The sequence below is a fragment of the Flavobacterium hydrocarbonoxydans genome, from assembly GCF_009789235.1.
Taxonomy (GTDB): Bacteria; Bacteroidota; Bacteroidia; order Flavobacteriales; family Flavobacteriaceae; genus Flavobacterium; species Flavobacterium hydrocarbonoxydans.
This window is the reverse complement of record NZ_WSTB01000011.1, coordinates 104,057-126,239: the sequence shown is the minus strand read 5'-3', so window position 1 is coordinate 126,239 and position 22,183 is coordinate 104,057. Positions and strand designations below refer to the sequence as shown.

27 protein-coding genes and 1 pseudogene are annotated in these 22,183 nt (G+C 35.7%); 27 read left to right on the top strand and 1 reads right to left on the bottom strand.

Going from position 1 to position 22,183, the window contains the following annotated elements:
• The first annotated feature begins 214 nt into the window (after positions 1 to 214).
• The 27 genes and pseudogenes from GON26_RS17765 to GON26_RS17640 all read left to right on the top strand — a co-directional run bounded on the left by GON26_RS17765 (position 215) and on the right by GON26_RS17640 (position 21,814).
• A complete protein-coding gene (locus GON26_RS17765) occupies positions 215 to 1,501 on the top strand; it encodes a sensor histidine kinase (RefSeq protein WP_160376114.1) in 1,287 nt (428 codons plus the stop codon).
• A gap of 13 nt (positions 1,502 to 1,514) precedes the next feature.
• Positions 1,515 to 1,952: a response regulator gene (locus GON26_RS17760; RefSeq protein WP_160376113.1), complete on the top strand. Its 438-nt coding sequence runs from the start codon at positions 1,515 to 1,517 to the stop codon at positions 1,950 to 1,952.
• Between the two features lie 62 nt (positions 1,953 to 2,014).
• The gene (locus GON26_RS17755) at positions 2,015 to 2,839 is read left to right on the top strand and encodes a hypothetical protein (protein ID WP_160376112.1); all 825 of its coding nucleotides are present in this window, start codon (positions 2,015 to 2,017) and stop codon (positions 2,837 to 2,839) included.
• 46 nt (positions 2,840 to 2,885) lie between these two features.
• Positions 2,886 to 3,752 carry an archaemetzincin gene (locus GON26_RS17750; RefSeq protein WP_160376111.1) on the top strand — a complete coding sequence of 289 codons (867 nt, stop codon included), beginning with the start codon at positions 2,886 to 2,888 and terminating at the stop codon, positions 3,750 to 3,752.
• A 16-nt stretch (positions 3,753 to 3,768) separates the two neighbouring features.
• On the top strand, positions 3,769 to 4,266 hold the full coding sequence (locus GON26_RS17745; RefSeq protein ID WP_160376110.1) for a hypothetical protein: 498 nt from the start codon (positions 3,769 to 3,771) through the stop codon (positions 4,264 to 4,266).
• A 123-nt stretch (positions 4,267 to 4,389) separates the two neighbouring features.
• The gene (locus GON26_RS17740; protein WP_160376109.1) at positions 4,390 to 5,118 is read left to right on the top strand and encodes a hypothetical protein; all 729 of its coding nucleotides are present in this window, start codon (positions 4,390 to 4,392) and stop codon (positions 5,116 to 5,118) included.
• 241 nt (positions 5,119 to 5,359) lie between these two features.
• Positions 5,360 to 5,773 (top strand): hypothetical protein, encoded by a 414-nt coding sequence (locus tag GON26_RS17735; RefSeq protein ID WP_160376108.1) that lies wholly within the window; start codon positions 5,360 to 5,362, stop codon positions 5,771 to 5,773.
• A gap of 569 nt (positions 5,774 to 6,342) precedes the next feature.
• A complete protein-coding gene (locus GON26_RS17730) occupies positions 6,343 to 6,711 on the top strand; it encodes a nuclear transport factor 2 family protein (RefSeq protein ID WP_160376107.1) in 369 nt (122 codons plus the stop codon).
• Between the two features lie 93 nt (positions 6,712 to 6,804).
• Positions 6,805 to 7,851, top strand: coding sequence for a serine hydrolase domain-containing protein (locus GON26_RS17725; RefSeq protein ID WP_160376106.1), 1,047 nt, complete (start codon positions 6,805 to 6,807; stop codon positions 7,849 to 7,851).
• Positions 7,852 to 7,902: 51 nt separating this feature from the next.
• A complete protein-coding gene (locus tag GON26_RS17720; RefSeq protein ID WP_160376105.1) occupies positions 7,903 to 8,742 on the top strand; it encodes an alpha/beta fold hydrolase in 840 nt (279 codons plus the stop codon).
• A gap of 47 nt (positions 8,743 to 8,789) precedes the next feature.
• Positions 8,790 to 9,209, top strand: coding sequence for a DUF1801 domain-containing protein (locus GON26_RS17715; RefSeq protein WP_202110895.1), 420 nt, complete (start codon positions 8,790 to 8,792; stop codon positions 9,207 to 9,209).
• A gap of 8 nt (positions 9,210 to 9,217) precedes the next feature.
• Positions 9,218 to 10,321: an MBL fold metallo-hydrolase gene (locus GON26_RS17710; protein ID WP_160376104.1), complete on the top strand. Its 1,104-nt coding sequence runs from the start codon at positions 9,218 to 9,220 to the stop codon at positions 10,319 to 10,321.
• 6 nt (positions 10,322 to 10,327) lie between these two features.
• A complete protein-coding gene (locus GON26_RS17705) occupies positions 10,328 to 10,681 on the top strand; it encodes a DHCW motif cupin fold protein (RefSeq protein WP_160376103.1) in 354 nt (117 codons plus the stop codon).
• A 155-nt stretch (positions 10,682 to 10,836) separates the two neighbouring features.
• Positions 10,837 to 11,904, top strand: a complete 1,068-nt coding sequence (locus GON26_RS17700) for a Gfo/Idh/MocA family protein (RefSeq protein ID WP_160376102.1) — start codon at positions 10,837 to 10,839, stop codon at positions 11,902 to 11,904.
• A gap of 27 nt (positions 11,905 to 11,931) precedes the next feature.
• Complete coding sequence (locus tag GON26_RS17695; protein ID WP_160376101.1) at positions 11,932 to 13,089, top strand: Gfo/Idh/MocA family protein; 1,158 nt, start codon at positions 11,932 to 11,934, stop codon at positions 13,087 to 13,089.
• 3 nt (positions 13,090 to 13,092) lie between these two features.
• Positions 13,093 to 14,148, top strand: coding sequence for a sugar phosphate isomerase/epimerase family protein (locus tag GON26_RS17690; RefSeq protein WP_160376100.1), 1,056 nt, complete (start codon positions 13,093 to 13,095; stop codon positions 14,146 to 14,148).
• A gap of 238 nt (positions 14,149 to 14,386) precedes the next feature.
• Positions 14,387 to 15,391 carry a bestrophin family protein gene (locus tag GON26_RS17685; protein ID WP_160376099.1) on the top strand — a complete coding sequence of 335 codons (1,005 nt, stop codon included), beginning with the start codon at positions 14,387 to 14,389 and terminating at the stop codon, positions 15,389 to 15,391.
• Between the two features lie 12 nt (positions 15,392 to 15,403).
• Positions 15,404 to 16,150, top strand: a complete 747-nt coding sequence (locus GON26_RS17680) for a hypothetical protein (RefSeq protein ID WP_160376098.1) — start codon at positions 15,404 to 15,406, stop codon at positions 16,148 to 16,150.
• 131 nt (positions 16,151 to 16,281) lie between these two features.
• Positions 16,282 to 16,806: a GNAT family N-acetyltransferase gene (locus tag GON26_RS17675; protein WP_160376097.1), complete on the top strand. Its 525-nt coding sequence runs from the start codon at positions 16,282 to 16,284 to the stop codon at positions 16,804 to 16,806.
• Between the two features lie 5 nt (positions 16,807 to 16,811).
• Positions 16,812 to 17,144 (top strand): DUF6150 family protein, encoded by a 333-nt coding sequence (locus GON26_RS17670; protein ID WP_160376096.1) that lies wholly within the window; start codon positions 16,812 to 16,814, stop codon positions 17,142 to 17,144.
• A gap of 10 nt (positions 17,145 to 17,154) precedes the next feature.
• The gene (locus GON26_RS17665) at positions 17,155 to 18,282 is read left to right on the top strand and encodes a lactonase family protein (protein WP_160376095.1); all 1,128 of its coding nucleotides are present in this window, start codon (positions 17,155 to 17,157) and stop codon (positions 18,280 to 18,282) included.
• An 11-nt stretch (positions 18,283 to 18,293) separates the two neighbouring features.
• A pseudogene (locus GON26_RS21590) lies at positions 18,294 to 18,728 on the top strand (GNAT family N-acetyltransferase); the annotation flags it as partial.
• 87 nt (positions 18,729 to 18,815) lie between these two features.
• Complete coding sequence (locus GON26_RS21585; RefSeq protein ID WP_202110898.1) at positions 18,816 to 19,397, top strand: LOG family protein; 582 nt, start codon at positions 18,816 to 18,818, stop codon at positions 19,395 to 19,397.
• A 100-nt stretch (positions 19,398 to 19,497) separates the two neighbouring features.
• On the top strand, positions 19,498 to 20,175 hold the full coding sequence (locus GON26_RS17655; protein ID WP_160376093.1) for a DUF2490 domain-containing protein: 678 nt from the start codon (positions 19,498 to 19,500) through the stop codon (positions 20,173 to 20,175).
• 27 nt (positions 20,176 to 20,202) lie between these two features.
• Positions 20,203 to 20,667: an SRPBCC family protein gene (locus GON26_RS17650; RefSeq protein WP_160376092.1), complete on the top strand. Its 465-nt coding sequence runs from the start codon at positions 20,203 to 20,205 to the stop codon at positions 20,665 to 20,667.
• Positions 20,668 to 20,761: 94 nt separating this feature from the next.
• Complete coding sequence (locus tag GON26_RS17645) at positions 20,762 to 21,130, top strand: iron chaperone (protein ID WP_160376091.1); 369 nt, start codon at positions 20,762 to 20,764, stop codon at positions 21,128 to 21,130.
• A complete protein-coding gene (locus tag GON26_RS17640; protein WP_160376090.1) occupies positions 21,131 to 21,814 on the top strand; it encodes a 2'-5' RNA ligase family protein in 684 nt (227 codons plus the stop codon).
• A gap of 1 nt (position 21,815) precedes the next feature.
• Here GON26_RS17640 and GON26_RS17635 read toward each other — a convergent pair whose 3' ends face one another.
• Positions 21,816 to 22,178 carry a VOC family protein gene (locus GON26_RS17635; protein ID WP_160376089.1) on the bottom strand — a complete coding sequence of 121 codons (363 nt, stop codon included), beginning with the start codon at positions 22,176 to 22,178 and terminating at the stop codon, positions 21,816 to 21,818.
• Positions 22,179 to 22,183 lie beyond the last annotated feature (5 nt).

Below are 22,183 nucleotides of genomic sequence, written 5' to 3'. Positions count from 1 at the left end.
ATCATTTTAAAAAGCAAAAACAATAAAATTACCCGTAATAGACTACTTCTCAGCACCTCAAAAAAAAGAAAGATTACTTCGCAAGTTTAACATATTTATTCTTTTATTATTTCTATTTTAGTTAAAAAGAAAATACTAAATTTAAAAAATTTCCAACCTTACCAATTGGAAACTATTATACGCACAGTAACCCTCAAATTGCGAGAAATAATAAATGAACCAAAAACAAGAGAACCTAGATCAGTCATTACCTATTCAGGAATTTTTAACAGCCATTAAGACAAAATCAGACAATCTGATGAATTACTTCGTCATCAGTTACTTTATTTTCGGTCTCTTTCTTGCTTTTTTTTATGACACTTGGCAAATTGCGATAGGTGTTGGCAGTTTATTATTAGTCGCCTACTTTTCGGCAAAAATAATCTTACCTCATTCCGATTTCTACCAATACGTCCTAAGTCTCGTCTTAGGACTCTTCATGGCGCAGTTCATCTATCAGATGCACGGTATGTTCGAGATGCATTTTACTGCTTTTGTGGCAAGTGCCATTCTCATTACGTATCAAAACTGGAAATTACAAATTCCACTCATCCTGCTGGTCATCTTTCACCATGCCTTATTTGCCTATTTGCAATATTTGGGGCCTAATGACATCTTTTTTACACAATTAGAGTATATGTCGCTCCAAACTTTTGTATTTCATATAGTGCTTGCAACCGTAATTTTTTCTATTTGCGGCTTATGGGCGTATCAATTCAAAAAATACAGCGAAAAACACATCGAACTGACTTTCCTTAAAAAAGAAATCGAAAACCAGGAGCTTAAAAGAGCCAATTATGAGCTGGACCGGTTTGTGTACAGCACTTCTCACGATCTTAGGGCTCCCCTAAATTCTATGTTGGGGCTTATTGATATTGCAGAAGATGACACTACCGAAGAACTCATGCTGCAGCACCTTAAAATGCTAAAAGGCAATGCCAGGAAACTCGATGGTTTTATTTGTGATATCCTCGATTACTCCAGAAATTCCCGTACCGAGGTGGTGAGCGAACTTATCTGCTTTAAAGAACTCATACACGACATTGAGCAAAATTTGAAGTTTATGGGAGACAACAACCGAATGGTCGATTTTAAGGTAAACATAACAGGCGAAACCGCTTTTCATTCTGATAAAACCCGTCTCGAAAACATACTAAACAATCTGATTTCAAATGCAATCCGATACCAAAACCCAAAAATTCAGGATCCCTTTGTGGCAGTCAATATAAACACTACTGCAACCGAAACTACGATTAAGATTAGCGATAACGGTATTGGGATTCCAGAAGAATTACAGCCGAAAATATTCGATATGTTCTTCAGAATCTCCCGTGATTCGGTAGGTTCAGGTCTCGGATTATACATTGTGAAGGAAGCAGTCAGCAAACTCGAAGGCGAAATAAAAATGCAATCTAATGTAGGGCAAGGCACCACATTCTCTATAACAATACCAAAAAAATAACACCAATTTACCCATGGAAGAAAATTACACCAAACCGCCTTTCAAAAAAATTCTCGTAATCGATGACAATGCCACAGATCGTTATATTGCGAAGCGAATGGCTGAAAAATATCATTTTGCCGAAGAAATCGTTTTGCACGAATCTGCTGTCGAAGCCCTGGAATATATCATATCCTTAGAAGCAACACCACATCTATTGCCGCAGTTTATTTTTCTCGACATCAACATGCCGGGTATGAACGGCTACGAATTTCTTGATGAGTATTCTAAACTGTCCGAAACCATCAAAATCAATTGTATCATCATGATGATTACGACCTCGCTCCATCCTAATGATCTCGAAAGGGCCGAGAGTAATCCGCTGGTCATCCGTTTCCTCAACAAACCCATCGACAAAGAAAAGCTTATCATGATTCAGGAAGAATTCCCTTTAACCAATAGAGAGAATTAGAGCTGGTTTTTTATAATATCAAAATTACGGCCTTATTTTTTTTTAATTATAACTAATAAAAAATGAAAAGTACCCTCCTGTTTTTTACTATATTATTAAGTGTAAATAGTTTTTCTCAAAACACTGAAAAACTAACAAAACCGATTGTAGAGGAAGGTAAAAAGCTTTATAAATCCGAAATGGCTTCCTGGTACGGAACCGATCTTTTTATTGCAAATTACACCCAGAAAGAAAACATTGGAGGCTATTTTTCTTATTCTGATGACGAAAAGGCTACTTGTGTGTTCTTCTCCAGAGATACCAGTCCTAAAGTAATCGGGACTATCAAATTCGATTTTACTTTTGATACTAAAACTGCCAATACTAATTTAGAAGAAAGAGATTTTACTGCTAATGAAAAAGAGCTTTATGTGTTACGAAAAGAATCTCAAAATCTAATAGCCACGGATACTTTTTTTAAACATTATGAAAACAGCAGTTTAAACCTCATTCCTTTAATTTCAAATGGAGTAAAAAAAGTATATGTTTTATGTGGTCCAAAGGAACACGGTGTTGTGCTTTTCGGTAACGATTACGAAATCATTTTCGACAAACAAAATAAAGTAAAAAGCAAAAAACAACTGCATAAAAACATCATACCCATCTACTATAAACCTGAAGATAAAGATGCGGAATCCATACACAGTCATTTACCTGAAACAGGAGACTTTATTACTGCTACAGATATTTGTACTTTGATGTTGTATGAGAAGTTTGCCCAATGGAAAAACCATCTGGTGGTATCAAAAAAATATACTTCGATCTGGAATTGCACGACAGATGAACTTTTTGTGATGAAAACAGAAGCTCTGGAGAAAATAGCAAAGCATCAAAACGAAAAGAACTAAAGCAGCCACTAAAATCCTAAAGTCTAAACTATAAAACGGCACCTACATGAAAAAACAATGCCTTTTACTTCTTATCATTTTAGTGTCTTGTACCAGTAAAAAAAAAGATCCTTATTTTGATCCGATAGCAAAAAATGATATAGCACTTGCTGAACCTGTTGCAGGCGACTGGCTTTATGCGCATAAGGAAAAAGGACAGACTTTCGAACAGTTTCAATCCTCCAGACACATTGTTCCTTCGCCTGAGGCAAACATTGTATATATCAGGCCTATTGGTACTTTTGATACCCTGCAAAAAAAACAGGTCGAACTGGTTCGTGAGTACCTGCAGATTTTCTTTCAGTTAGAAACCATTTCGTTAGAAACCATTTCAAACGATGTGGTGCCGGAAAACAAACGCCGAATTGGCGCTGATGGCAACGAACAATTATTGGCGGGCTATATTCTGGACAGTATCCTGAAAAAAGACAAACCTAACAAACAGATTGCATTGATGGGACTGACAGAAAAAGATTTGTACCCGCAGCCCAGCTGGAATTTTGTCTTTGGTCTGGCTTCGTACCGCGACAAAGTAGGCGTAACCTCGATGTACCGATTTCAGGAAGAGGAAAAGACACCCGAAAACTTCAATCTTTGTCTCACAAGACTCCTAAAAACAAGTTCGCACGAGATAGGTCACATGTTTGGAATGCATCATTGTATTGTGGCCAACTGTGTGATGAACGGAACCAACAGTGTACCCGAAACAGATGAGCACACGATTCGTTTATGCTCCACCTGTCAAAGAAAACTACAGTCCGGTATTCAGTACAACAACAAAAAACGACTCCTCGAACTGGCAGATTATTTCAGGAAGAACAATCTAAAATCCGAATTAAACTGGATTCAGAAAGACATCAAAAGCATTCCCTAAAAAAACAATTCAGCAAATGAAATTATTACCAATAGAAATCATCACATACCAATCAAAACGTACTAAAGAAGAACTCCTCGTTCTGCTTACGAATACTATAGAACCAGAATCTAAAAATTTGTGGAGAACTAATACGAACAACAGCAAACCTTATAAAGGAAAGATAGACACGAATCACTTCGAAATTAAAAGAATACTCTCGTACAGAAACTCGTTTCAACCCATAATCAAAGGAAAAATAATTCCCGATTTGAGTGGTACTCGTATAGAAATCAAAATGCAATTGCACACTTTTGCTATGGTCTTTATGTGTATCTGGATGGGTATTGTTGCTATTTCATGTGTAGCCGTAATCGTTGCATTAGCCAATGGCGCTCCGTTTCATCCTGCCATACTTATTCCGTTTGGTATGTTGTTTTTTGGCTATGCAATGACAATGGGAGGTTTTAAGTATGAAACCAAAAAATCAAAGGCCTTTTTTCAGTCTTTGTTTGAAGCACATGAAGTAAGTTAACGTCTTATGCTGAAAGTTTAAAAACCGTAAACAAAAATATTTTATTTTATAAGAAAAGAAACACAACTGAAACAATTTTTTATTTATTTTTGAGAATAAACTCACAAAGTAAATCAATAAAGAATGGCATCAACGGCAAAATACGGACATGTAATCAATGTTTCAAATTTTCATAAACTAATAAAATACGTAATAGAATACGCAGAACACTACAATCCTGCCTCTACACACTTAATGCCGGAACAATTACATATTCTGGCTTCAAAAGCACAACAGCAGTTAGCCGAAGTAATCGTAAAAAATACGGCACATCAGAATGCGATAAACGAAAGAAAGCAGGCCCATAAAGAATTAGAGCTTTTATTTAACAGAATCATCAACTGCTTTTACCTAACAGAAGCATCAGCAGAAAAAATAGCCGATGCCATAGTTTTACAACGTAAAATGCTGGGTAAAAAAACACAGTCCGGCAAAACAAAAAACGACCCCGTTACCGGATTACCTAAAAAATTCAAAAGTCAGCAGTCCTACCATCATCAATTGCAGCATTTGGCTAACTTAATTGCCCTACTACAATCAGAACCTAGTTATGATGTCTTCGAAAATGATCTTAAACTCAGTACAATACTGGCATTTCAAAAAAGTTTAATTCAGAAAAACACCAATGTCACCCTAACCTACACCGAACTTAGCAATGCCCGAATCGCAAGAAACGAAATCTTATATGCACCAGACACTGGTTTGATATACAGAGCGGCTATGGTTAAAAAATACATCCAGGCCCTTTACGGATTTACAAGTCCGCAATACGCACAGGTAAGAGGGATTTATTTTATGAAAGAGAAAAAATAAATAACTCCTAAAACAATTCCATAAACAAGGAGCGTCATTCTAAAATATCATATCCAAATTTAAAGAACTACGCTCCTTACCTACGATATTCTTATCCCACTTTTGATAACACAGTGCTTCATTTTCATTTTTGAAGTCTTCATTTCAAAAACCAGCTACATTATTTATATATGTTGCTACATCTTTTCAAAAACAAGGGGAATCATTTAAATAGTTTGCTTCTGCATTTATAAAACTCGCTGTGTATTTTCAAAATGAAGCTTCTGCATTTATAAAACTCGCTATGTGTTTTAGCGTTAGACCTCCTCCGTTTATAAAACAAGCGAAAACATTTGGCGTTAGACCTCCTCCATTTATAAAACAACTGAAAACATTTATCGTTAGACCTTCTCCATTTATAAAACAAGCGAAAACATTTAGCGTTAGACCTCCTCCATTTATAAAACAAGCAAAAACATTTGGCGTTAGACCTCCTCCATTTATAAAACAAGCGAAAACATTTGGCGTTAGGCCTCCTCCATTTATAAAACAAGCAAAAACATTTGGCGTTAGACCTCCTCCGTTTATGAAACTGCCGACGTGTTTTATAAATGAAGCGTCTGCATGTATAAAACAGTCTATGTATTTTCAAAAAGAGAGAACTGCAACTGTATAACCGGGAAAGTGTTTCCTGAAACGAGCTGCTGCCTTTATAAAACTGCCAATATGTTTGTAGAAAGAAGGTATTTCCTTTAAAAAACCCGGTAGCGCTTTTCATAAAGAAGCCTCTGCATTTGAGAAACTTCAATGTAAAAAGAAGATTTAAAAAGAATAAGTATCGTACTCGTTGAGTATAATGAATAAAAATTTACTTAAACACAAACATCCATTTTATGATTTTGAAAAAGTAAATAAAAAGAAACGCCTTTTTTGAGTTCAACAAGCTATGTTTTTTGAATGTGTTAAAAATAATATGATTATCCGTTTCTTATACCAACCATTGAGAATGGCACACAGATTAAACTGATTTTAACAGATTAACGCTCCTAGTGATTTACAAAGAGCTATGAAAAACCCGTTAATATCTGTTCAATCAGTGTCATCTGTGGCCTATTTTTTAATTAGTCCGCTTAGCAGACAGTCATGAAAAATAATTTCAGTCAATGGGTTTAATTATTTTAATTTCGATTCTCCTATTCATCTCTTTTCCTTAACTTAGTTTGCTGAATATAAATTGGGTACACCATGACAAAGAAAGAAATAACGCAGGACTTTTTGCAAAGAGCTGCCAGAGGAGCTTCAAGACAAGCCTTTATATTATATGCAGGAGACAGCTTTAAACATCATAATGTGTACTTTAAAGGCGATGGCGAAACCCTCATCAAAGCCATGGAAGAATCGGCAGAAAAAAATCCAGACAAGATTTTCACCATTCATCATATCCTGGAAGATAACGATTTGGTAGCGGTACATTCGCACGTACAGCAAAACGAAACCGATCTGGGTGCTGCTGTTGTACACCTCTTTAAATTTAAAGAAGAAAAAATAATCGAGCTCTGGGATTTAGGACAACCCATACCGCAGGAAAGCATCAACGAAAACGGAATGTTCTAATAAAGCAATTAATGTTTTATACCCAAAACAAAAAACTACAAACAAAAAACCATAAACAAAAAACCATAAACTACAAAAAACTCCCCAATACTAATGAACGCAACTTTAAAATTATCTGCCCTCTTTTCTATTCTTTTTTTGGTATCCAATAGTATAGTAACAGCACAAAAAAAAGATTCCTACCCTGTAATAGATAGTATCGTATCCCTTTCGAAACCTACTTTTAATGGTGTTGTACTGATTTCAAAAAACGGAAAAACCGTTTACAGCAAAGCAAATGGTTATGCTAATTTTGAAACCAAAACCCCAATACAAGTCGATAGTCAGTTCGAAATCATGTCAAACAGCAAACAAATTGCCGCAGTTTTGATTCTGAAAGAAGTAGAACTGGGCCGCATTAGCTTACAGGCTCCTATCAAAAAATATTTGCCTGAGCTTACCCAAACATGGGCAGACTCGGTTACCGTTCATCAGTTAATGAACCATACACACGGAATCATTGCTTTGGAAAAACCCCTCATCTTTAAACCCGGAACCGACTTTAAATACGGGAATCTTAGTTTTAGTCTGTTAGGTAAGATTGTAGAATTTTCAACCAGGAAAAAATACGACGAAGTAGCTAATGCCTTATTCTTAAAACTGAATATGAAAAAAACCTATTGTTATTCCAGAGATAAAGTTCAAAATGTAGTTTCAGGATATATCAATGATAATAATGTATTCGAGCGAGTGCAGAACTCACAGATTACAAACGAAACCTTAGGTGCAGATGGTGTTGTATCGACAGCAGGAGACTTAGCCATTTGGAACGACAACCTTCATAAAGGAAAGATTTTAAAACCGGAAACCTATGCTTTAATGCTGAAATACAATACAACATCCCAGCATAATTTCTTCGGAAAACAAAAAGAAGGCTACGGATATGGCATAAGAATTATCGAAAAAGAATCAGAAATGTATCTGGGGCATACAGGACTGGGAGACGGCTTCTCAACAGTAAACCTCTACTTTCCTGAAGGCGATATGAGTTTGATTATTCTGGAAAACCAAATGTTTACTAACCACGAATTGTTTTATATAAATGAAATAAAAATAAAAAACAACCTCCTAAAAAGCAATATAGCCGACCGTAACAGGTAACATTTCTGTATTACGTTCGTCTTATATCATTATACTTAATAATCAAACCCAATGAATCAAAAAACCTCAAAAGTACTTAGTATTCTATTCTTCTGTTTAACCATTAGTGCTGCAATTGCACAGGAAGCCAGCACCATCAAATACGGAGATAACAAAGAAGCCGGAAATTTCAAAAGCATCAACGGAATACAGCTTTATTACGAAACCTATGGCAGCGGCAAACCGTTGTTATTGCTTCATGGCAATGGCGGATCAATACGCTCACACAGAAACAGAATCGAATATTTCAAAAAAAACTTTCAGGTAATTGCGATAGACAGCCGTGCACACGGAAAATCTGTTGATGATAACAATCCGGAACTGACGTATGTACAAATGGCAGATGACATTAAAGTACTAATGGACTCTATAAAAATTGATAGTGCTTATGTTTGGGGGCAAAGCGATGGTGGAATCCTCGGATTGATACTCGCCAGTAAATATCCTCAAAAGGTATCGAAGCTAGCGGCCTTTGGTGCTAATATTTTTCCGGGTAAAAAAGCCATTTATGACGAATTAGACAAAATGGTAATGGATACCGTTAAGGTAACCAAAGACCCCAAAACAATAAAATTATACAACCTTTTAGCCTATCAGCCCAACATTACCGAAAAAGATCTGAAGAAAATAAAATGCCCGGTACTCTTAATGTCAGGGGACCGTGATGCGATCAGGTTAGAGCACACCATCAAAATATTTGATAATATAGAAAATGCAAACCTCTTTGTAATGCCCGGAGCAACTCACTTTGGTTCGTATGAAAAGCCGGATCTTTTCAATATGATTTTGATGGACTTTTTTACGAAGCCTTTTACTAAAATATCAACCTTCGAAAAAATGACGAAAAAGTAATACTTATCAAATAATAGTCTGAAGATAATACAATAAAAGCAGTTATCATGGCCAATAAAACTACAGAAACCGAAAACAGTGTAACCCACTTTGTCAATACAATCGAAGACACGACAAAGCGCAGCGATGCTTTTGAATTGATTAAACTGATGCAGCAGCAAACGGGTTTTGAACCTAAAATGTGGGGATCCAGCATTATAGGTTTTGGCAGTTATCATTATAAATATGATAGTGGTCACGAAGGCGACGCTCCTCTTGTGGGGTTTTCGCCCAGAAAAGCAGCAATCTCACTTTATCTCTATCCTTCTTTTGAAGATAAAGAAGCACTTTTGACAAAATTAGGAAAACATAAAACAGGTAAAGGCTGCATTTACATCAAAAAAATAACAGACATCGATGTTGAAGTCCTAAAGACAATGGTGTCGGCTTCTGTTGCATATCTTCTCAAAAAATATACTACAAATTAATCTTATATATGATCATTACACTTGGTATTATTGCTTTTTTAGCAGCCGCTCTTTATCTTTTTTTGCAACATCCAAGGTTTGGAAAAGCACCTGCCGGCGAAAGACTGCTGCTGATGCAAAAATCGCCGCAATATAAAAACGGAAGATTCGAAAACCAGAATTTTACTCCTGAATTAACAGAAGGCTACGGCTATTTTGAAGTACTCTCTGAATTTATTTTTAAAAAAACTGAGCGTAAAAAACCCACAAGTACTATTCCGTCTGTCAAAACCAACTTGCATGAACTTCCTGTTGAAGAAACAGTTTTAGTGTGGTTTGGACATTCTTCTTATTTTATTCAGATAGTAGGCAAACGTATTTTGGTAGATCCTGTCTTTAGCGGAAATGCGTCTCCTGTTGCCGGAACTACAAAGTCCTTTAACGGAGCAGACATTTATACCGTTGAAGATCTCCCTCAAATCGATTATTTACTCCTTACCCACGATCATTACGACCACCTGGATTATAAAACAATTCTGCAATTAAAACCAAAAACCAAACAGATAATTTGTCCTTTGGGTGTTGGTTCCCATTTTGAACATTGGGGTTTTAATACAAATAGTATAATCGAAAAGGACTGGTTTGAAAAAATAGAACTTGACGACCAGATAACACTGTTTACAACGCCTGCAAGACATTTTTCCGGAAGAGGATTCAAACGTTGCAACACATTATGGACGTCGTATGTTTTACAAACACCGGATTATCAAATGTATTTGGGCGGAGATAGTGGTTACGACACCCATTTTGCTGACATTGGCAATCAATTCGGTCCTTTTGATATGGCAATCATCGATAACGGCCAGTATGATATCAAATGGAAATACATTCATAACCTTCCCGAAGATGTTATTCAGGCTGCAAAAGATCTGAAGGCAAAACGTTTATTGCCTGTGCATTCCTCTAAGTTTGCATTGGCTAATCACTCCTGGGATGAACCTTTAAAAAGAGTAGCAGAACTGAATAAAAAAGAGAAAAATCCAATACCATTAGTAACTCCCCTGATTGGTGAATTGGTTTATCTAAAAAAAGATAATCAGGAATTTAAAGAATGGTGGAAAGAAATAAAGTAAAAAGACATGAGCAACATACCGTTTCAGACAATTGACTGGGATACTATTCCTAAAACAGAACATAAAGGAGAAACAGGAACTGCATTTTGGCAAACGGTTCAGCACGAAGGACTCCGAACCAGAATAGTAGAATATTCGGCGGGTTATCTCGCGGATCACTGGTGTCAGAAAGGACATATTGTACATTGCCTGGAAGGCGAAGTGATAAGCGAACTCGAAACTGGCGAAGCTTTTGTATTAAAAAAAGGCATGACTTATATAGTTTCGGATGATTTAAGTTCACATCGTTCCGTTTCAAAAGAGGGTGTAAAACTACTTATAATTGATGGTGATTTCTTACAATTAAAAATTACTAAATAAAAGTATAAATCAGTACTTTCAAAACTTAAGTTTTTACTTATATTTGCACCCGTAGAAATACAAAAACAATTTAGTCTAATTAATTACCATTTCCTTTATTTACCACCGTAAAGGAAAATGTAACAGCGGTAAAACTTATTCTAAATTGTAAAAAAATGTTTCAGAACACTACAACTTCTTCACAAAAAACAGATTCAAAACCTATCAAAGTGGCCATAGCTGAACTCAGTCATGGACACATTTGGTGGATTTTTGAACGTCCCCATAAAACCGACATAGAGATTATTGGTATTTACGAAAAAGACCTTTCGTTACAGCATCAATTCATCAAAAAATACAATTTAGACCCCAAAATCTTCTACACTGATTTAAATCAAATGCTGGAAGAAGTAAAGCCTCAAGCCGTTTTTGCCTTTGGATCTATAAAAGCGCATGTTGAAATCGTGAGAGCCTGTGCACCTAAGAATATTCATGTAATGGTCGAAAAACCTTTGGCTACCAATTATAAAGATGCGGTCGAAATTCAGGATTTGGCCAATAAACACAACATTGAGGTTCTAACTAACTTTGAAACTTCCTGGTACGCCAGCAATCAATATATCAAAGATTTAGTTGATGGAGAAAAACTGGGAACTATCCGTAAGATAATGGTCAATGATGGCAATAAAGGCCCGAAAGAAATTGGTGTGAGCGATGAATTTTTCGACTTTATCACCGATCCTGTTTTAAACGGAGGCGGTGCATTAATTGATTTTGGATGTTATGGTGCCAATTTAATGACCTGGCTTTTAAAAGGAGAAAAACCGCTTAGTGTTACGGCTGTTTTACATCAAAACAAACCTGAAATTTATTCTAAAGTAGAAGATGAAGCCACCATCATTTTGCAATATCCAAAAATGCAATGTGTTATTCAGGGTTCCTGGAACTGGCCTTTTAACCGAAAAGATATGGAAGTTTATGGTACAAAAGGATATGTGATAGCCGTAAACCCGACACACATTAGAGAACGCTTAGAAGAATCTTTACCTGAAATTTCATTCGAACTGGAACCAAGACCTGAACCTTTTACAGACCCATTTTCAGTCATGGCCGAAGTGATTTCCGGAAACTTAACATTAGACAAATACGATCAATACGGATTAGCTGTGAATGTTACCGTAGTTGAGATTCTTGAAGCAGCAAAAAAAGCTTCACAGGAAGGAAAAACAATTCTTTTTTCTTAAATTTAAATCCTAAACATATCGTATAACATGCAAAGAAAACTACGAATGGCTATGATTGGTGGCGGAAAAGATGCTTTCATAGGTGCAGTACACCGATTAGCCTTAAACATGGACGGACTGATTGAACTTGTAGCAGGTTCTTTTAGCAGTAATCCTGAAAAAGGACTTGAGTCTGGAAAAACCTTATTCCTGGACGAAGAAAGAATTTATCCGGATTATAAATCAATGCTCGAAAAAGAAGCAGCAATGCCTGCTGACAAAAGAATCGATTTTGTGAGTATCGTTACCCCTAATTTTGCCCATTTTGAACCTGCAATGATGGCACTTGATAAAGGTTTTAATGTTGTATTGGAGAAACCCATTACTTTGACCCTTGATGAAGCTAAAAAAATAGAAGAAAAGTTAAAAACAACGGGGTTAAATTTAATGTTATGCCACACCTACACTGGCTACCCAATGATTAAACAAGCCAAAGAATTACTTGCAAACCATACTTTAGGTAAAATCAGAAAGATATATGCTGAATATACTCAGGGCTGGCTGAGTACTTTTTTAGAAAATACCGGACAAACACAGGCAAGCTGGCGAACCAATCCTGAAAAAAGCGGAAAAGCAGGTTGTATGGGTGACATTGGTACTCATGCTTTTAATCTTGCTGAATATATAACAGGATTAGAAGTAACACAAATCTGTTCGACCCTAAACACCGTAGTCGAAGGCAGAATGCTGGATGATGATGGAGCGGCTTTTCTAAAATTCAATAATGATGCAACCGGAGTTTTAACCGCTACGCAAATTGCTGCTGGTGAAGAAAACTATATCCGTATAAGAGTTTACGGCGAAAAAGGCGGTATCGAATGGAAACAGGATGACGCAAATTCATTATTGGTAAAATGGCTCGACAAACCCAACGAAATTTACAGAACCGGAGGCGCTGGCAATGGTACTTTTGCGTCACACAATACCCGAATTCCGGCAGGTCATCCCGAAGGCTATTTAGAAGCTTTTGCAAATTTGTACCGCAATTTTGCTTTAACGCTGGATGCTAAAATAAACAATCAAAATCCTGAAAAAGAATGGCTCGATTTTCCGGGCATCAAAGAAGGAATAAGGGGAATGGCCTTTATTGAGAATATAGTCGCCTCCTCTGAAAGTAATCAAAAATGGTTCGATTTTAAAATCTAAATTATGCAAACAATAAAAGGTCCTGGTATTTTTTTAGCGCAGTTTATGGGAGATGAAGCTCCTTTTAATACACTCGAAAACATTTGTAACTGGGCGAAAAACCTTGGTTATACCGGTGTTCAGGTTCCTACATGGACCGATCGTTTTATCGATTTGCAAAAAGCCGCCGAAAGTAAAACCTATGCAGATGAAATTAAAGGATTAGTTAACAGCTGTGGCTTAGAGATTACGGAACTCAGCACCCACCTGCAAGGACAATTGGTAGCAGTAAATCCTGCTTATAATACGATGTTTGATGGTTTTGCACCCAAAAGCGTTCAGGGAAATTATTCCGAAAGAACAAAATGGGCGGTTCAGCAATTAAAATATGGCGCAAAAGCTTCGCAAAATTTAGGTTTAAATGCTCATGCAACCTTTAGCGGCTCTTTATTATGGCACACTTTTCATCCGTGGCCGCAACGTCCGGCAGGATTGGTTGAAGACGGCTTTACGGAACTGGCCAAAAGATGGCTGCCTATTCTAAATTACTTTGACGAATGCGGTGTTGATATTTGTTATGAAATACATCCCGGCGAAGATTTATTTGATGGTATCACTTACGAAATGTTTCTGGAGAAAGTAAACAATCATGAGCGTGCCTGTCTTTTATACGATCCCTCCCACTTTGTACTACAGCAACTGGATTACAAACAATATATCGATTTTTATCATGAACGAATTAAAGCCTTTCATGTAAAAGATGCCGAATTTAACGCAACCGGAAAACAGGGAACTTTTGGCGGATATCAGAGTTGGATTAATCGTGCCGGAAGATACAGAAGTCCTGGTGATGGTCAGATTGATTTTAAAACCATTTTTAGCAAATTGACTCAATATGATTATAAGGGCTGGGCTGTCATGGAATGGGAATGCTGCCTTAAACATCCCGAAGATGGTGCAAAAGAAGGTGTCGATTTTATAAAAAAACACATTATCAGAGTGACCGAAAAAGCCTTTGATGATTTTGCAGAAACCAATTCGGATTCTGAATTCAATAAAAAAATTCTGGGTTTGGACTAAACTAGCTTTAACTAGTATTCTGATCCTAATGAAGTTAAGAATACTAGTTTTGTTATAATTTTCCCTGCACTTCATTGTTACTTACAATACCACCCTTTTAAGTAAAAGTTATGCAACTATTTTACTTCGGATTCTATTCAAAATTTTCAAAAAAATATCATTTTACCTACATAAGTTCTAAGCTTATAAGAAGAATTGTATTCTGCAAATTTTCATCAAAAACAAATAACAATTAATTATGCATTCAGGTACCTCATACAAACTTCCCGAATTTTTAGTCTGGACACGCCGTAATATTTATATGGCACTAATCATCGGAATTGTTCCAACAGTTTTATACCAGGTTTTAGAGCTAAAATGGATTGCAATTCCGTGGACAGTGGTTGCGCTTTTAGGAACTGCAACAGCATTTGTCGTCGGTTTTAAAAATACACAAACGTATAATCGTACCTGGGAAGCCCGCCAGATTTGGGGAGCCATTTTAAACTCTAGCCGTTCATGGGGAACAATGAGCCGTGACTTTATCAATAATCCAGAAAAAACAAAAGAACTGGTTTATCGTCATTTTGCGTGGTTGACTGCTTTACGCTATCAAATGCGTGATGCTCGGGCATGGGAGGATAAAAGCAAATCTTTTATCGAATATCAGAAATTTTATACTATTCCTGAAAAAGAAACACCGCTTGAAGAAGAATTAGCAAAATATCTAAGTGCTGAAGAATTAAAATACATTTTATCTACCAAAAACAGAGCCGCTCAATTAATGAGTTTGCAATCGAAAACCTTAAAAGAACTTTTCAATAATAAAGAAATTGATAGTTATCAGTTTGTTGAACTAGAAAAAATGGTACGTGATTTTTTTGACCAACAGGGAAAAAGCGAGCGCATAAAAAACTTTCCTTATCCCAGACAATTTGCCACCATCAATTCTTTTTTTATAAAACTTTTTGGTTTGATGCTGCCTTTTGGAATGCTGAAAGAATTTGACAAACTAAACGAAGGTATCGAAGGATTAATGAACGGAAATATGGTGTGGCTGGTGATTCCGTTTAGTGTACTAATTTCCTGGGTTTACACTTCATTAGAACAGGTTGGAGAAAGTACCGAAAACCCATTTGAAGGAAGTTCCAATGACGTTCCTATTTCGCAAATGAGCCGTACGATAGAAATTGATTTAAGAGAGATGTTGGGCGAAACCGACCTGCCTCCTGCGCTTCAGCCAAAGAATAATATTATTTTATAAACATTATTACTAATGAAAAAAAGAGAAAAACTAGCCATCATCAGAAAATGGTATCCACATGCCATTACCACTATAGATTGTGTCAATACCTTAATTGATTATGTAGAAGACGATCTTGATCTGGAGCCAGGCCAAATCATGGTTGCTGACAGTATTTGCAGCGATGATGTAAACAGCATCCAATACCCTGCAAGAGCGCATGAGTTTTTAGGCCCATTTAAATTAGGAGGTTTAGATGGTTTTCCGTTTACCGGGCTTACCGGAATGGGTGCTTTTGCCAGCCATGTTCCTGACGAAGGAGCCGTTTATATTTATTACGGACCACATATCGGAATCTCGAAAGAAGGTGTTATTGGCGAAATTCATCGTTTTGGTCAAACCAAAAATTCGGGCTGTTGCGGTGCTGCAAAAGGCGCTCTGGGCAAATTACAAAACAATCAAATCATCGAAGGTAATATTACCGAAATAGATCATCAGATGAATATTATTGAACAAATTTTATTCAAACAAAAAGAAAGAATCCTTTCATCAGAAAACAATTTGCACGAAGCAACCGAAGTAATTTATGAGGCAATTGATGAACGCATTAATGAATTGGTAGAAAAGACTACTTACAATTGCAAATACGTGATTTTGTTAGGTGCAATATTGATCAATAGTGATTCCGATATGGGTTCATATACCACTATAAAACGTTTTGATGTACTAGATTTAGCCACTAATAATCGTAAAGATTTATTGCCTATTTTCAACAAATAAGACTAAAAATAAAAGAACCAAAAAACCGCGATTAAGCCAGACCTGAATTAAAAACCAAGTCTGGCTTTTTTATTTTTAAAATTTAAAAGCAAAAAAAAGAAATCCGTAAATTGCGTGTTCAAAAAGAAGAAATGAATAGCTCAGCATACCTTATTAGAAAGGCCAATCCGTCAGAATTTTCAGAAATAGGGAAATTATTAATCGACGTTTATTCGCAACTGGATGGTTTTCCAAAAGAAAACGAAATGCCTTCTTATTACAAAATGCTAGAAAATGTTGGTGAATTTACAATTCAAACCAGCTCGGAACTTTTGGTTGCTATTGAAGACGAAACCATTGTGGGAGCTGTTGTTTATTTTGATGATATGACAAATTATGGTTCTGGCGGAATCGCAACTTTGGAACAAAACACAGCTGGTTTTAGATTATTGGCTGTTTCAAACAACGCCAGAGGAAAAGGAATTGGCTATTTGCTATCGACAGAATGTATTAAGAAAGCTACCGAAAGTAACTTAAACCAAATGATTATTCATTCGACATTGGCGATGAAAAACGCCTGGAAAATGTATGATGCTTTAGGTTTTGAAAGATCTGAAGATTTGGATTTTCCTCAGGGACAAATGACCGTTTATGGTTTTAGACTAAAACTTAAATAAAGAATATGAAAGCATTAATTATTTTACTTTTTACATTATTGGTAAATGAAAGTTTTTCGCAAAAAGTTTTTTCGACAGAATTTAGTTCCCGTGCTCAAGTGAAAGTTTTTGTGGTTGAATTTGAAACCCGGGCTGACCTGAAGGTTTTTAAAGTTGATAATTCCAGCCAGGCAGGTAAAAACGACGGCAAGTGGTTTTTTGAAGAATTTGAAAGCCGAGCCGACAAAAAGATTTTTTTTGTAGACACAGAAAGCCAAGCTGATTTAAAAATATTTTTTGTTGAATTTTCAAGCCGTGCAGGATGGAGAAATAACGCAAAAAAACATTTAATGTACTAAAAACCTATCCTTGAAATCACTACTTACCCTCCTACTGTTCCTTTTTGCAATCCATTTATATGCCCAAAAAACCTATGTGTTTTTAGGTTCATATAATAAAGATAAATCGGCTGAATCGCTTTTTGTGTACCAATTAGATCCTTTAAACGGAAAACTAACTAAGATAACGGCTGCTAAAAATCTGATTAATCCCTCCTATTTGACCGTTTCTCCTAACGGAAAATTTGTTTATGCCTGTACTGAAAGTAAAACTCCCAACGGAGGAAGCGTGAGCAGTTTCGAATTTAATTCAAAAAATAAAACCTTAACTTTTTTAAACAAGCAAAAAAGCGGTGGTGAAAACCCCGTTTATGTTTCGGTTCACAAAAACGGAAAATGGCTGGTAAATGGCAATTATACCGAAGGCAGCGTTTCAGTCTATCCACTTTTAGAAAACGGAAAAATCGATTCGATTGCGCAAAATTTTCAATACACAGACGGAAGTCTAAACAAAGAGCGCCAAACACGTTCACATATTCACTCTACGATATTTTCACCGGACTTTGATTATTTATTTTTACCGGATTTAGGAGCCGATAAAATAAGAAGTTATCTATTTAATGAAAATTCAAAAATGCCTCTGCAAGAAGCACAAACACCTTTTGTAAAAACTAATTTAGAAAGTGGTCCGCGGCATTTTATCTTTCATCCAAATAAAAAATTCGGCTATTGCATCGAAGAAATGGCCGGAGCGATAAGTGTTTATGAATACGATAATGGAAATTTGAAAACCATTCAAAAAATCTATACACACCCAGACACCATCAAAGAAGGTTTTGAAAGTTCGGATATTCATATTTCGCCAGACGGAAAATTTTTGTATGCCTCTAACCGCGGAAACGAAAATAATATTGCTATTTTTTCAATTGAAAATGACGGGACCTTAAAAAACATTGGATACCAATCTACTTTAGGGAAACATCCCAGAATTTTTGCAATCGATGAAAGCGGAAAATTTCTGATTGCCACCAACGTAATTACAGGAAATGTTGTCGTTTTCAAACGAAATCCAGTAACAGGATTATTAAAAAAAACAGGTAGGGAAATTAAAATTCCGAATGTTTCCTGTGTTAAAATAAAACAATATAACGAACTCTAATTTGATAAAAGATGACAACAAATTTTAATCTGCAGCCTGAAGTATTAGAAGATGAAATAACCAAATTGATTCCGTTGCAGGAAAATCATTTTGAGGAACTTTATAAAGTAGCTTCTGATCCTTTGATCTGGGAGCAACATCCAATAAAAGATCGTTACAAAATAGAAGTTTTTAAAGCTTTTTTTGATGGAGCTATAAATGCTAAAGGTGCTTTTTTGATTTTAGATAAAAAAACTGATGAAGTAATGGGCACTACCCGATTCTATGATTATGATAACGAAAAATCAAAAGTTGCAATTGGTTTTACTTTTATTGCCCGAAAATATTGGGGAGGAACATTCAATAAATCATCAAAAAAATTACTGATAGATTATGCTTTTCAAAATGTAGATTCGATACTATTTCATATTGGAGCAGAAAACATCCGTTCTCAAAAAGCAGTTTTAAAATTAGGCGCAGTAAAAATAAACGAAATGCTTTTTCCGCCTAATGATGGAATACTGCATTTTGAATATGAATTAAAAAACAATAAAATGAAAAGAATAACAGTTTTTTGCGGATCCAGTTTTGGAACCGAAGCTATTTATCAATCACAAGCTATTGCACTCGGAAAAACATTGGCACAACAAAATATCGAACTCGTTTATGGTGGTGCAAATGTAGGATTGATGGGCGCTGTTGCTGATGGAATTTTAAGTGAAGGTGGAAAAGCAATTGGAGTGCTTCCTGATTTTTTAAGGTCGAAAGAAATCGCTCATCAGGGCTTAACCGAATTGATTTTGGTAGAAAGTATGCACGAAAGAAAAACCAAAATGAACGAATTGTGTGATGGTGTTATTGCGCTTCCGGGTGGTTTTGGCACATTCGAAGAACTTTTTGAAATGCTGACCTGGGCACAATTGGGTTTACATAAAAAACCAATTGCGATCCTGAACATCAATGGTTTTTATGATCCTCTCATAGAAATGATTCAAACTATGACGGATAAAGGTTTATTGAAAGAAGCCAATCAAAAAATGCTTTTGGTAAGCGATGACATCGAAGATTTACTTGATAAAATGAAAAATTATGTCCCGCCGAGTGTTGGAAAATGGATTGATAAAGATAAAGTCTAAAAAGTTCTAAGCTTTACTTTTAACACAAATTCTAATAATTCTTTCTTAAATTGGCACTTCAAAAAAAACAATTTTATCCGAAGCTACAAAGTATTATAAAATGAAACAATTACTACTCGCCTTTACTTTCTTTTTAAGTTTAAATTTCGCACACGCCCAAGATTCAGACACGGGAAACTGGTTTATTTATTTTGGAAATCAAGCCATTAACAAAAAATGGAATTGGCACAACGAAGTGCAATACCGTAATTACAACTTTGCAGGCGATATGCAGCAATTGTTATTAAGAACTGGTATTGGCTACAATCTGACTGAGAACAACAATAATATTTTGCTGGGTTATGGCTTTATTAATTCTGAAAACTATATTCCGGGTACAGATAACAAATTAGCCAATCATGAGCATCGAATTTACCAGCAATTTATAACGCGACAAAACTTTGGCAGAATTTATCTGCAGCATCGTTACCGTGTTGAAGAACGCTTTTTAGAAAACGATTTTCAGGTACGTTTTCGTTACTTTTTGGCTTTGAATGTTCCTATTAATAAGCCCAAAATGGAAGACAAAGCCTTCTATTTATCGGCATACAATGAAATTTTTCTTAATGCAGAATCGCCTACGTTTGACAGAGATCGTTTATATGGCGCTTTAGGATATGTTATCAATAAAAATTTTAGAGTCGAAGCAGGATTTATGCGTCAGATTCAGGAAAAAACAGGACGAAATCAATTTCAGATTGTGATTTATAATAACATTCCGTTTAAGAGTGCTAAGTAATTTTTAGAACATTTAAAATCTAAATTTATGACAACAGAAAACAATTTTGCAAAAGCAGAAATGCTAATTAGAAAACCTGTTTCGGAAGTTTTTCAGGCATTTGTAAATCCTGAAATCACGTCTAAATTTTGGTTTACAAAAGGTTCCGGATTATTAGAACCTGGAAAAACGACCGAATGGACCTGGGAAATGTATGGTTTTTCACTTTCTGTTTTTACTAAAGTTTTAGAGGAAAATAAAAAGATTGTCATCGAATGGGGAAATACGGGCGAAGAAACAATTGTCGAATGGATTTTTACTTCTTTAAGCGAAAATGAGACTTTTGTGAGCATCACCAATTCTGGCTTAAAAGGTGACATTGACAAAATAATCGAGGAAGTCAGAAATTCAACCGAAGGTTTTACATTGGTTTTGGCTGGAGCCAAAGCATATCTGGAACATCAAATCCAGTTGAATCTAGTTTTAGACAGATTCCCGAAAGGACTAGCTTAAAAAAGTTGTTTCAAGTTCTCTACGGAACCTGACACGAGGCTTTAGCCGAGTTGGCGAAGCAAACTTGAAACCTGAAACCTGAAACAAAAAAAACATGGAAACAAAAAAACCCGCCAATATTGATGCATACATAGGAATGTTCCCTAATGATGTTCAGGAAATTTTAGAAGAAATTCGGTTTACGATTCAAAACGCTGCACCGGATGCCAAAGAAAAAATTAGTTATTCGATGCCTGCTTTTGAGCAAAACGGAATCGTAGTTTATTTTGCCGCCTTCAAAAATCATATTGGACTTTATGCTTTGCCAAGTGGCCACGAAGCTTTCAAGGAAGCACTTTCACAATATAAATCAGGAAAAGGTTCGGTACAATTTCCTCTGGACAAACCCATGCCATTGGAATTGATTACCCGAATTGTAAAATTTAGAGTGGAAGAAAATTTAGCTAAAGCGAAAAAGAAATAAATGAATCTCGCTGAACATTACAATCAACTCTATCACAATGCTGCTAAATTAATTTTAGCCGAAGAATACGCCTTAGATTTAGAAATCAAAAACAGACAGGATAATCGTTTTGGACTAACATTAATTATTCGCCCAGACCAAAAAATTAAAGCTGAAATTCAGGCTTTTTTAAACGAATTGAAAAAAGTGGAATCTTCCCAATATTATTATCCAGATTCTGATATTCATATTACGGTATTGGGTATTATTTCGTGTTATGAAGGATTTACTTTGGATCAAATTAATGTCGAAGATTATATTACGGTTATTAATCAAAGTTTAACGGATTTAGGTAAAATAAAAATCGAATTTCGCGGCGTTACTGCTTCTCCTTCAGCTATTATGATTCAGGGTTTTCTACCTGATGAAACGCTGAATAATTTGCGAAATACCCTTCGTGAAAATTTTAAAAACTCCGATTTAAAGCAAAGTATTGATAGCCGATATAGTATTTCAGCAGCACATTCAACTGTAATGCGATTTCAGGAAAAACTACAAAATTCGAAGAAATTAATTGAAATTATGGAAGAATATCGTGATTATGATTTTGGAAAATTTGATGTTGAGAAACTGGAATTGGTTTATAATGATTGGTATCAGAGAGAAACAAAAACAATCGATTTATGTGACTTTCATTTGAGGTAAATCATTTAAAAGTTCCAAAATGCCACAAAATCCCTGATGGATCGTGCAGGAAACATTCGCTTCCCCAATCGAGTTCACGTACCGGAATAAGTTTTACATTTTCATATTTAGCAAAAAGATTCAGCTCCTGCAATTCATCATAATAACGTTTCGCGTCCTCCACTTCTACAAAAATCATAGTATTATCTATCCAGTCTTTCACGTAAGCATCCTGCAGATAAAAGGCAATTTCATTGGTTTTAAAAACAGACAAATTAGGTGCTAAAACCGTTTCTTGAAAACCTAAATCCCGATAGAAACTTCTGGAGATTTCGAAATTTTTGGAACCTATGAAGGGTCTTATTGATTTTGCTTTGTTTTTCATTTTAT